Genomic DNA, 12,495 nt, shown 5'->3' with positions numbered 1-12,495 from the left:
TCGGTCTTTTTTGTTTCTAGCTTTATCGAAAATCCCACCGGAAGAACAAAGTAGTATAAAAACTAAAAAGGCACCCGAAGGTGCCTTTTTCTTAAGCTTTTAACGATTACTCGTTATATGACTTACTCTTCAGAAGAGAAACCAGCGTTTAGAAGTGCCGCTAGGTTATCCGTTGCTTGCTCAGCAGAAGGACCATCTTGCGCTTCAGAACGTTTAGCTTGACGCTCTTGGTGGTATGCGAAACCAGTACCAGCTGGGATCAGACGACCAACAATTACGTTCTCTTTCAGACCACGTAGGTCATCACGCTTACCAGAAACCGCAGCTTCTGTTAGTACGCGAGTTGTCTCCTGGAACGATGCCGCAGAGATGAACGACTCAGTCGCTAGAGATGCTTTAGTAATACCTAGTAGTTCACGTTCGAAACGTGCAGGCTCTTTGCCTTCAGCTTCTAGGTTACGGTTAGCAATCTTAACTTGTGAGTACTCAATCTGTTCACCAGGTAGGAACTCAGAGTCACCAGAGTGAGTAATAGTACACTTACGTAGCATCTGACGAACGATAGTTTCAATGTGCTTATCGTTAATCTTAACGCCTTGTAGACGGTAAACTTCCTGTACTTCGTTAGCAATGTACTGCGTTACCGCGTGTACGCCACGTAGACGTAGGATGTCATGTGGAGACTCTGGACCATCTGCGATCACATCACCACGTTCAACTTTTTCACCTTCGAATACGTTCAACTGACGATGCTTAGGAATCATCTCTTCGTAAGCTTCACCGCTTTCACGTGTGATCACTAGGCGACGTTTACCTTTCGTCTCTTTACCAAAGCTCACAGTACCTGTGTGCTCAGCAAGGATTGCAGGCTCTTTCGGCTTACGTGCTTCAAATAGGTCAGCAACTCGTGGAAGACCACCGGTGATATCTTTGTTACCGCCAGACTTCTGAGGAATACGTGCTAGTGTTGCACCAACACCTACTGCTGCGCCATCTTCGATGTTCACAATCGCTTTACCAGGTAGGAAGTAGTGAGCTGGCATATCAGTACCAGGGATCATTACATCGTTACCTTGCTCGTCAACAAGTTTGATAGCTGGACGCATATCTTTACCTGCTGAAGGGCGAGCTGCTGGGTCAGTTACTTCGCTTGAAGATAGACCAGTTAGGTCATCAGTTTGACGAGATACTGTTACGCCGTCGATCATATCTACGAACTGGATGCGACCTGCTACCTCAGTAATGATAGGTAGTGTGTGCGCTTCCCAGTTTGCAACTGTTTCGCCAGCTTGAACTGTATCACCATCGCCTTTGCTTAGTAGCGTACCGTAAGGCAGTTTGTGCTTCTCTTTAGTACGACCAAACTCATCAACGATAGTTAACTCTGTCGCACGAGAAGTGATAACGATCTTACCGTCATCAGCCAATACAGATTTAGCGTTGTGTAGCTTGATAGAACCGTTGTTCTTAACTTGAACACTGTTCTCTGCCGCTGCTGTCGATGCCGCACCACCGATGTGGAACGTACGCATCGTTAGCTGTGTACCTGGCTCACCGATAGACTGAGCAGCAATAACACCCACTGCTTCACCTTGGTTCACTAGGTGACCACGTGCTAGGTCACGACCGTAACATTGTGCACAACAACCGAAGTCAGAATCACACGTTACTACAGAGCGCACTTTCATGCTGTCTACTGAGTTCTCTTCCATGATTTGACACCATTTCTCATCGATCAGGGTGTTACGTGGAATAAGAACGTCTTCAGTGCCAGGTTTTAGTACGTCTTCAGCAACAACACGACCAAGAGCAAGCTCAGAAAGTGCAACTTTAACATCACCACCCTCGATGTGAGGCATCATGTCGACACCTTCGTGAGTGCCACAGTCATGTTCAGTTACAACAACGTCTTGAGCAACGTCTACTAGACGACGAGTTAGGTAACCCGAGTTCGCTGTTTTCAGTGCCGTATCCGCAAGACCCTTACGAGCACCGTGCGTTGAGATAAAGTACTGAAGTACGTTTAGACCTTCTTTAAAGTTCGCTGTGATCGGCGTTTCGATGATTGAACCATCTGGACGCGCCATCAGACCACGCATACCCGCAAGCTGACGAATCTGTGCTGCAGAACCACGAGCGCCCGAGTCCGCCATCATATAGATGCTGTTGAATGACTCTTGCTGTTCCTCTTCACCGTCACGGTTAACTACCGTTTCAGATGAAAGGTTTTCCATCATTGCTTTCGCAACACGGTCGTTGGTCGATGCCCAGATATCGATAACTTTGTTGTAGCGTTCGCCCGCAGTAACAAGACCTGATTGGTACTGTTCCTGGATTTCACGTACTTCTTCTTCCGCTTCTGCGATTTCAGTGTACTTAGCTGCAGGTACAACCATATCGTCGATACCAACAGATACACCAGAAAGTGCCGCGTATGCGAAACCTGTGTACATGATTTGGTCAGCGAAGATTACTGTGTCTTTCAGACCTAGTTTACGGTACGCCTCGTTAAGTAGGTTAGAGATTTGCTTCTTACCTAGCTTTTGGTTAACGATGCTGTACGGTAGACCAGCTGGCACGATTTGCCATAGCATTGCACGACCAACAGTGGTGTCTACCATCTTGGTTTCTGTAGTGCTGTTGCCATCTTCGTCTACAACAGTTTCTGTAATACGTACTTTAACGCGTGCGTGAAGCTCAGCTTGTTTAGTGCGGTATGCTTTCTCAGCCTCTTCTGGGCCAGAAAGGTACATGCCTTCACCTTTCACGTTGATCTTTTCACGAGTCATGTAGTACAGACCCAATACAACGTCCTGAGAAGGTACGATGATCGGATCACCTGACGCTGGCGACAGAATGTTGTTTGTCGACATCATCAGAGTACGAGCTTCAAGCTGTGCCTCTAGAGTTAGAGGTACGTGAACCGCCATTTGGTCACCATCGAAGTCCGCGTTGTACGCCGCACAAACAAGTGGGTGTAGCTGAATCGCTTTACCTTCGATCAGTACTGGTTCGAACGCCTGGATACCTAGACGGTGAAGTGTCGGTGCACGGTTCAATAGTACTGGGTGTTCACGGATTACTTCGTCTAGGATATCCCAAACGACCGCTTCTTCACGCTCTACCATTTTCTTAGCAGCTTTGATTGTAGTCGCAAGACCACGAGTCTCTAGCTTGCTGTAGATGAATGGTTTGAATAGCTCAAGTGCCATCTTCTTAGGAAGACCACACTGGTGTAGACGAAGGTATGGACCTACTGTGATTACAGAACGGCCAGAGTAGTCTACACGTTTACCTAGAAGGTTCTGACGGAAACGACCTTGTTTACCCTTGATCATATCAGCAAGAGATTTCAGAGGACGCTTGTTAGAACCTGTGATCGCACGACCACGACGACCGTTATCTAGTAGCGCATCAACAGACTCTTGCAGCATACGTTTTTCGTTACGTACGATGATGTCCGGAGCAGCTAGCTCTAGAAGACGCTTCAAACGGTTGTTACGGTTGATCACACGACGGTATAGATCGTTAAGATCAGAAGTCGCAAAGCGACCGCCATCTAGAGGTACTAGAGGACGTAGATCTGGCGGAAGTACTGGAAGTACAGTTAGGATCATCCACTCAGGGTTGTTACCCGATGCGATGAACGCTTCTACCAGCTTAAGACGCTTAGTTACTTTCTTACGCTTAGTTTCAGAGTTTGTTGTCTCTAACTCTTCACGCATTTGTTCTGCTTCAGCGTGCATATCCATAGAACCTAGTAGGTCCTTGATAGCTTCCGCACCCATCTTAGCAGTGAACTCGTCGCCCCACTCTTCTAGACGATCTAGATACTCTTCTTCAGTAAGCATCTGACCTTTTTCTAGATCAGTCATACCAGGCTCTGTTACTACGTACATTTCGAAGTACAGAACGCGTTCGATATCACGTAGAGGGATATCCATTAGTAGACCGATACGAGACGGTAGCGATTTTAGGAACCAGATGTGAGCTACTGGTGAAGCCAGTTCAATGTGGCCCATACGGTCACGACGAACTTTAGTTTGTGTAACTTCTACACCACACTTCTCACAGATAACACCACGGTGCTTCAGGCGCTTGTACTTACCACAAAGACATTCGTAGTCTTTAACTGGACCAAAGATACGCGCACAGAACAGACCATCGCGTTCAGGTTTGAACGTACGATAGTTGATCGTTTCAGGTTTTTTAACTTCACCGAAAGACCATGAACGGATCATGTCTGGTGAAGATAGACCGATTTTGATTGCATCAAATTCTTCGGTCTTATGCTGTGCTTTTAGAAAGTTTAATAAGTCTTTCACAATCAGCTCCTGTAAGGAGTTAAAAGGAGCTCACTCGCTAAAGTGAGCACCTTCTTCCAAATAATCGCTTTGATTCTCTCGACTTTCATCAAGAGAGAAAAGGATTACTCTTCGTCTTCTAGCTCGATGTTGATACCTAGCGAGCGGATCTCTTTCAACAGTACGTTGAACGATTCTGGCATGCCAGGTTCCATGCTGTGGTTACCGTCTACGATGTTCTTGTACATCTTAGTACGGCCGTTAACGTCATCCGACTTAACCGTTAGCATTTCTTGTAGCGTGTAAGCAGCACCGTATGCTTCTAGTGCCCATACTTCCATCTCACCGAAACGCTGACCACCGAACTGAGCTTTACCACCTAGTGGCTGCTGAGTTACTAGGCTGTACGAACCAGTTGAACGAGCGTGCATCTTGTCATCAACAAGGTGGTTCAGTTTCAGCATGTACATGTAACCAACAGTTACAGGACGCTCAAACGCATCACCTGTGCGACCATCAAACAGTGTTAACTGACCTGATGTTGGTAGATCTGCTAGCTCAAGAAGTGCTTTGATTGACTCTTCTGGAGCGCCATCAAATACAGGAGTCGCGATTGGTAGACCGCCACGCAAGTTCTTGATCAGAGTACGTACTTCATCATCAGATAGAGAAGCAATGTCTACTTTCTGGCGAGTGTCGCCTAGATCGTAAACTTTTTGTAGGAACTCGCGGAATTTCGCTAGTTCTTGCTGCTCTTTAACCATCTGGTTGATCTTGTCACCGATACCTTTCGCTGCCAGACCTAAGTGTACTTCTAGGATCTGACCGATGTTCATACGCGAAGGTACACCCAGTGGGTTAAGTACGATGTCTACAGGCTGACCTTTCTCATCGTATGGCATGTCTTCAACAGGGTTGATCTTAGAGATTACACCCTTGTTACCGTGACGACCCGCCATCTTATCACCAGGCTGAATGCGACGTTTAACCGCTAGGTAAACCTTAACGATCTTCAGGACGCCAGGTGCTAAATCATCACCTTGAGTGATCTTACGACGCTTAGTTTCGAACTTCTTATCGAAGTCAGCTTTTAGCTCATCCCACTGCTCAGCAAGTTGCTCAAGCTGAGTTTGTAGTGCGTCATCTTCTAGCGTTAGTTCTAGCCACTTCTTACGATCAGTTGTGTCTAGTTTCGCTTCAGAGTAACCGCCTTCAATCAATACAGCTTTAACACGGTTTAGAAGGCCGCCCTCAAGAATCTGGAATTCTTCAGTTAGGTCTTTCTTCGCTTCTTTAAGCTGCATCTGTTCGATTTCAAGCGCACGCTTGTCTTTCTCTACGCCATCGCGAGTAAAGACTTGAACGTCGATGATCGTACCTGATACAGAGTTAGGTACACGTAGTGAAGTATCTTTAACGTCAGATGCTTTTTCACCGAAGATTGCACGTAGTAGCTTCTCTTCAGGCGTTAGCTGAGTTTCACCTTTAGGTGTAACTTTACCAACTAGGATGTCGCCACCCTTAACTTCAGCACCGATGTAAACGATACCTGACTCGTCTAGTTTAGACAGAGCAGACTCACCTACGTTTGGAATATCCGCTGTGATCTCTTCAGAACCAAGCTTAGTATCACGCGCCACACAAGTCAGTTCTTGGATGTGGATAGTCGTGAAACGGTCTTCTTGAACTACGCGCTCAGATACTAAGATCGAGTCTTCGAAGTTGTAACCGTTCCAAGGCATGAACGCGATACGCATGTTTTGACCAAGCGCTAGTTCACCAAGGTCTGTTGAAGGACCATCAGCAAGAACGTCACCGCGTGATACAGGCTCACCTGGCATCACACATGGGCGCTGGTTAATACATGTGTTCTGGTTAGAACGTGTGTATTTAGTCAGGTTGTAGATGTCGATACCAGCTTCACCTGGTACTAGCTCTTCTTCGTTAACTTTAACAACGATACGAGAAGCATCTACTGACTGGATTACACCACCACGTTTAGCAACTGCAGTTACACCTGAGTCAACTGCTACGTTACGTTCAATACCAGTACCAACAAGCGGTTTGTCAGCTTTCAGTGTTGGAACTGCCTGACGTTGCATGTTCGCACCCATCAATGCACGGTTCGCATCATCGTGTTCTAGGAACGGGATAAGCGATGCAGCGATAGATACAACCTGGTTTGTCGCAACGTCCATGTACTGAGCGTGCTCACGAGGGTGTAGACCAGATTCACCTTTCTGACGAGCTGTGATCAGCTCATCTGCAAAAGTACCATCTTCGTTTAGCTTAGCGTTCGCCTGTGCGATAACGAATTGGCCTTCTTCGATTGCAGATAGGTAATCTACTTCGTCTGTTACTACGCCATCTACAACGCGACGGTATGGTGTCTCTAGGAAACCGTACTCGTTACAACGCGCAAACGCAGATAGAGAGTTGATCAGACCGATGTTTGGACCTTCAGGCGTTTCGATAGGACATAGACGACCGTAGTGAGTTACGTGTACGTCACGTACTTCGAAGCCAGCACGTTCACGAGTTAGACCGCCAGGACCCAACGCAGAAATACGACGCTTGTGCGTTACTTCTGATAGCGGGTTGTTTTGGTCCATGAACTGTGAAAGCTGTGAAGAGCCAAAGAATTCTTTAACTGCCGCAGAAATTGGCTTCGCGTTGATCAAGTCTTGAGGCATGATTGCGTCAAGATCGCCTAGGCTTAGACGCTCTTTAACTGCACGCTCAACACGTACTAGACCTACACGGAACTGGTTCTCAGCCATTTCGCCTACAGAACGGATACGACGGTTGCCTAGGTGGTCGATATCGTCCACTTCGCCCTTACCGTTACGGATCGCGATCAGCTTCTTCATCACTTCGATGATATCAGTTTCATCAAGTGTGCCTTGCTCTTGAGCATCTTCACGGCCGATAGAGCTGTTGAACTTCATACGACCAACAGTCGATAGATCGTAACGCTCTTCAGAGAAGAATAGGCTTTCGAATAGAGCTTCTGCAGCTTCTTTTGTTGGCGGCTCACCAGGGCGCATCATGCGGTAGATTTCTACCAATGCAGAAATACGATCAACCGTGCTGTCGATACGTAATGTTTCTGACATGAATGGACCGTGGTCTAGATCGTTCGTAAATAGAACTTCTAGCGCTTTGTGGCCTGCCTGAGATAGGTTCGCTAATGCTTCCAGGCTGATTTCCTGGTTAGCGTTAACAATGATCTCGCCAGTTGCTTCATTGATGTAATCTTTAGATGCAACTTTACCAACGATGTACTCAACTGGTACTTCGATGTGATCAACGCCATCTTTTTCTAGTTGGCGGATATGACGAGCTGTTACGCGACGACCCTGCTCAACGTAAACTTTACCATTTGCTTCGATGTCGAATGACGCAGTTTCACCACGTAGACGATCAGGAACCAACTCCATCAATAGAGTTTGGTCTTTCACTTCGAAGTTCACTTTCTCGAAGAAGATATCTAGGATTTCTTCTGTCGACTTACCTAGTGCTCGAAGGATGATCGATGCTGGTAGCTTACGACGGCGGTCGATACGAACGTACAAGTTATCCTTAGGATCAAACTCGAAATCAAGCCATGAACCACGGTAAGGAATAACACGTGCGTTGTATAAAACTTTACCTGAAGAGTGGGTCTTACCCTTATCGCTGTCGAAGAACACGCCTGGGCTTCGGTGCAGCTGGGATACGATAACCCTCTCGGTACCGTTGATTACGAAGGTACCATTGTCTGTCATGAGTGGAATTTCACCCATGTAGACTTCTTGTTCTTTAATGTCTTTTACAGTACCTGCTGGCGCGTCTTTATCAAAGATAACTAGGCGTAGTTTTACACGTAGTGGCTTTGAGTAAGTTACACCGCGGATTTGACATTCTTTAACGTCAAAAACTGGCTCACCAAGACGGTAGCTAACGTATTGCAGCTCAGAATTGCCGTTGTAGCTCTGAATCGGGAATACAGAACGGAAAGCGGCTTCAAGACCGTATTGACCTTCAGGATCCTGTTCGATAAATTTGTCGAACGAATCGAGCTGGATCGATAGCAGGTATGGAATGTCCAAAACTTGTGGACGAGTACCAAAGTCCTTACGGATGCGCTTTTTCTCGGTATAAGAGTAAACCATGGGGTTCCTCAGCTCGCTGATAAGTGACCCAAACTGTCCGCCCGCTCCTAGTTACTTAAGGGGGGTAAGGGACAGTGACTAATATAGCTGTTTACTGTAGTGACATTTCATTTCGTAAGAATGAAATGTTTTTTGCATGGATATCAGGCGCTTAAACAGCGGGAAAATTCGCCTATACCCTACAGCGCAAAAAGGCCGGTGGTTAAAAAACCACCAGCCAATTAGCCGTTAGGCTAAGAAACTATGCAATAATTACTTAACAGCAACAGTTGCACCAGCTTCTTCTAGCTGAGCTTTAAGAGCTTCAGCTTCTGCTTTCTCAACACCTTCTTTAAGAGGTGCTGGAGCGCCGTCTACTAGAGCTTTAGCTTCTTTAAGACCTAGGCCAGTTGCGCCACGTACTGCTTTGATTACAGCAACTTTGTTACCGCCAGCAGCTTCTAGGATTACGTCGAATTCAGTTTGCTCAGCAGCAGCTTCGCCTGCAGCAGCGCCGCCAGCTACAACAGCAGCAGCAGCAGAAACACCGAATTTCTCTTCCATTGCTTCGATTAGTTCAACAACTTGCATTACAGACATTTCTGCAACTGCGTCTAGGATTTGCTCGTTAGTAATAGACATAACAATTCTCTTTTAAGTCAACAATAAGTTTATTAAGCAACCAGTAAAAAGCAAGGCTTATGCCGCTGCTTCTTGTTTTTGATCGCGGATAGCTGCGATAGTACGCGCCAGCTTGCCAGCCGAAGCTTCTTTCATGCACATCATTAGGCGTGCAATTGCTTCGTCGTAAGTTGGTAGTGTTGCTAGTACTTCAGCGTCAGTTAAAGCGCCTTCAAATGCAGCAGCTTTGATCTCGAAATCTTTGTTCTCTTTAGCGAAGTCTTTGAAAAGACGCGCTGCAGCACCTGGGTGCTCATTAGAGAATGCGATTAGAGTAGGACCAGTGAAAGTGTCAGTTAGACACTCGTACTCAGTACCTTCAACCGCACGACGAGCAAGAGTGTTACGAACAACTCTCATGTAAACGCCAGCTTCACGAGCTTGTTTACGTAGAGAAGTCATCGCGCCAACTTGAACGCCACGAGAATCAGCTACAACTGCAGAAAGTGCACCACTGGCAGCTTCGTTGACTTCAGCAACAATTGCTTTTTTGTCTTGAAGGTTTAAAGCCATCTTGGATTTACTCCTGGTTGTCGTTACACCACTCACTATCATCACGACAGTGAGAGCTATTGAGGTGCTTCCCCAGAAGAAAGTTAACTATATTACATAGAGCTTTCTGTCAGTTCGGGCACCATCTACGTAGGATAATTAAGTTTGCTTTTACACAAACACCTACGGTCTTGGACGGAGACTGGGTCTTAATTCATTTCGAACTAGGAGACAGTTCAAAGAACCAAAGTTCAGCCCCAACCACAAATATTAGGCGCAAAATTATACACTAATTTTGCGCCTAAGCAAATAAATTATGCTTGAGTGTTCAGGCTAGCCTGATCAACAGCAACACCAGCACCCATAGTAGTAGAGATGCTTACTTTCTTCAGGAAAGTACCTTTCGCTGAAGATGGCTTAGCTTTCTTCAGAGCAACTAGAAGTGCTTCTAGGTTCTCTTTGATCTGCTCAGCAGAGAAGTTTGCTTTACCGATAGTAGTGTGGATGATGCCGTTTTTGTCGTTACGGTAACGAACCTGACCAGCTTTAGCGTTTTTAACTGCTTCAGCAACGTTAGGAGTTACAGTACCAACTTTAGGGTTTGGCATAAGACCGCGAGGACCTAGGATAGTACCTAGTTGACCTACAACGCGCATTGCATCTGGAGAAGCAACAACTACGTCAAAGTTCATTTCGCCTTTCTTAACTTGCTCAGCAAGATCTTCCATACCTACGATGTCTGCGCCAGCTTCTTTAGCTGCTTCAGCGTTAGCACCTTGAGTGAACACTGCAACGCGGATTTCGCGGCCAGTACCGTGAGGTAGTACAGTTGCACCACGTACGTTCTGGTCAGATTTACGAGCATCAATGCCTAGGTTAACAGCAACGTCTACAGACTCAACGAATTTAGCAGTCGCTAGTTCTTGAAGAAGAGCAACAGCTTCGTTGATTTCGTATTCTTTAGTTACGTCAACTTTTTCGCGGATTACGCGCATGCGCTTAGTTAGTTTTGCCATCTTATTAACCCTCTACCACTAGGCCCATTGAACGAGCAGTACCAGCGATAGAACGCTTCATCGCTTCGATGTCAGCACCAGTCATATCAGCAGCTTTAGTTTCTGCGATTTCTTGGATTTGAGCGTCAGTTACAGTACCAACTTTTTCAGTGTTTGGACGACCTGAACCAGACTTAACGCCAGCAGCTTTCTTAAGAAGAACAGCAGCAGGTGGGGTCTTAGTTACGAACGTGAAAGAACGGTCGCTGTATACTGTGATAACTACTGGAGTTGGTAGACCTTTCTCAATAGATTCTGTTTTTGCGTTGAACGCTTTACAGAATTCCATGATGTTCACACCGTGTTGACCTAGTGCAGGACCTACTGGTGGACTAGGGTTAGCCATACCAGCAGCAACTTGTAGCTTGATGTAAGCTTCAACTTTCTTAGCCATGATAATTCCTAAGTTTGGGTACAAACGCTAATCGCGGATCAGCTCCCCGTTTGTGTAAGAAACTTTTTACTTCACTTGAAGTAAAAAGGCGCGAAATTATAGTCATAATCCGCGCCTTATACAACCCTAAAAAGGTGATTTTTTATACTCTTTAACGAAGAGTCTTAGTCCAGCTTTTCAACCTGACCAAATTCAAGCTCAACTGGTGTCGCACGACCAAAGATCGATACAGACACTTTCAGGCGGCTCTTCTCGTAATCCACTTCTTCAACAGTACCGTTGAAGTCAGCAAATGGACCTTCGTTAACACGTACCACTTCACCCGCTTCGTACATTGTACGTGGACGAGGCGCTTCACTCGCTTTCTCAAGACGATTAAGAATCGCGTCAGCCTCTTTATCCGTGATAGGTGCCGGACGGTCTGAGGTACCACCAATGAAGCCCATGACACGCGGCACACTGCGTACTAGGTGCCATGATTCATCGTTCATAATCATCTGAACAAGGACGTAACCTGGGAAGAACTTACGCTCAGATTTGCGACGCTGACCCGCGCGCATTTCCACTACTTCTTCAGTAGGAACCAGTACTTCACCGAATAGCTCTTCCATGCCGTGCATTTTGATATGCTCGCGCAGAGATTGAGCTACACGACCTTCAAATCCAGAGAAGGCTTGAACCACATACCAGCGTTTTTTTGGAGCTTCACTCATGAATAAAAACCCTCTATACCCCAGTTGCTAGAGCTACTAGACGAACCATAATTCCGTCAATACCCCATAGCACTAGAGCCATTACAATACTTACAGCTAAAACGATCAGTGTTGTTTGCATGGTTTCTTGGCGAGTAGGCCAAACAACTTTACGTACTTCCATACGAGATTCTTTTGCAAAACTGATCGCTGCTTTACCTTTAGTCGTTGTTGCTGCAACGCCTAAGGCAGCTGCAATAAGAACAACAACGCCTGCAGCACGAACCACTACAGACATTTCACCATACAGGTAATTACCCACAACAGCGGCAGCTGCCAATACGAAAGCGGCTACCCACTTAAACGTATCTGCTGCGTTTGAGCTATCAGGAGTTTCAGCATTATTTGCTTTCATAAAACCAACCTGTTACAAGTCTTAATATAGACGACAACAACCCCGCTGTTGCAGGGCAAACTCCATATCGCTGAAAAAATCAGCGTACTCTTCTTAAGATTAAGCCTCTTTGCTTAATCTTGCTCTGCGCCCAACCCACTTCTGAACAAGAAAACAGCAAAAATAATGTTGAGTGCAGAAAAAGGGCATCAAATGATGCCCTTTTTGCTACTGGTTCGTCAAATCTAATTCAAGATTTTCCGAAAGCATCGCTAATTCGCTATGAATTAGTCGAAGATCTTAGCAACAACACCAGCACCTACTGTACGGCCACCTTCACGGATCGCGAA

At 46.1% G+C, this 12,495-nt stretch carries 8 protein-coding genes and 1 pseudogene; all 9 read right to left on the bottom strand.

Annotated features, from left to right (window positions below; genetic code table 11):
- Positions 1-122: 122 nt before the first annotated feature.
- On the bottom strand, positions 123-4,325 hold the full coding sequence (gene rpoC / locus R8269_RS21650) for a DNA-directed RNA polymerase subunit beta' (protein WP_005382514.1): 4,203 nt from the start codon (positions 4,323-4,325) through the stop codon (positions 123-125).
- A gap of 104 nt (positions 4,326-4,429) precedes the next feature.
- Positions 4,430-8,458, bottom strand: coding sequence for a DNA-directed RNA polymerase subunit beta (gene rpoB / locus R8269_RS21645; RefSeq protein WP_005384685.1), 4,029 nt, complete (start codon positions 8,456-8,458; stop codon positions 4,430-4,432).
- A 252-nt stretch (positions 8,459-8,710) separates the two neighbouring features.
- Positions 8,711-9,079: a 50S ribosomal protein L7/L12 gene (rplL, locus tag R8269_RS21640; RefSeq protein WP_005382540.1), complete on the bottom strand. Its 369-nt coding sequence runs from the start codon at positions 9,077-9,079 to the stop codon at positions 8,711-8,713.
- Between the two features lie 57 nt (positions 9,080-9,136).
- A complete protein-coding gene (gene rplJ / locus R8269_RS21635) occupies positions 9,137-9,631 on the bottom strand; it encodes a 50S ribosomal protein L10 (RefSeq protein ID WP_005382538.1) in 495 nt (164 codons plus the stop codon).
- 293 nt (positions 9,632-9,924) lie between these two features.
- Positions 9,925-10,626, bottom strand: coding sequence for a 50S ribosomal protein L1 (gene rplA / locus R8269_RS21630; protein WP_005384683.1), 702 nt, complete (start codon positions 10,624-10,626; stop codon positions 9,925-9,927).
- Between the two features lie 4 nt (positions 10,627-10,630).
- Positions 10,631-11,059 (bottom strand): 50S ribosomal protein L11, encoded by a 429-nt coding sequence (gene rplK / locus R8269_RS21625; RefSeq protein ID WP_005384682.1) that lies wholly within the window; start codon positions 11,057-11,059, stop codon positions 10,631-10,633.
- A 164-nt stretch (positions 11,060-11,223) separates the two neighbouring features.
- Complete coding sequence (gene nusG / locus R8269_RS21620; protein WP_005384681.1) at positions 11,224-11,772, bottom strand: transcription termination/antitermination protein NusG; 549 nt, start codon at positions 11,770-11,772, stop codon at positions 11,224-11,226.
- A gap of 13 nt (positions 11,773-11,785) precedes the next feature.
- Complete coding sequence (gene secE, locus R8269_RS21615; RefSeq protein ID WP_005384680.1) at positions 11,786-12,166, bottom strand: preprotein translocase subunit SecE; 381 nt, start codon at positions 12,164-12,166, stop codon at positions 11,786-11,788.
- A 266-nt stretch (positions 12,167-12,432) separates the two neighbouring features.
- Positions 12,433-12,495: pseudogene (locus R8269_RS21610) on the bottom strand (elongation factor Tu); the annotation flags it as partial.

The organism is Vibrio sp. Vb0667, assembly GCF_033391095.1.
The sequence above is the reverse complement of the archived record's forward strand: the minus strand, read 5'-3'. Positions and strand labels throughout refer to the sequence as shown.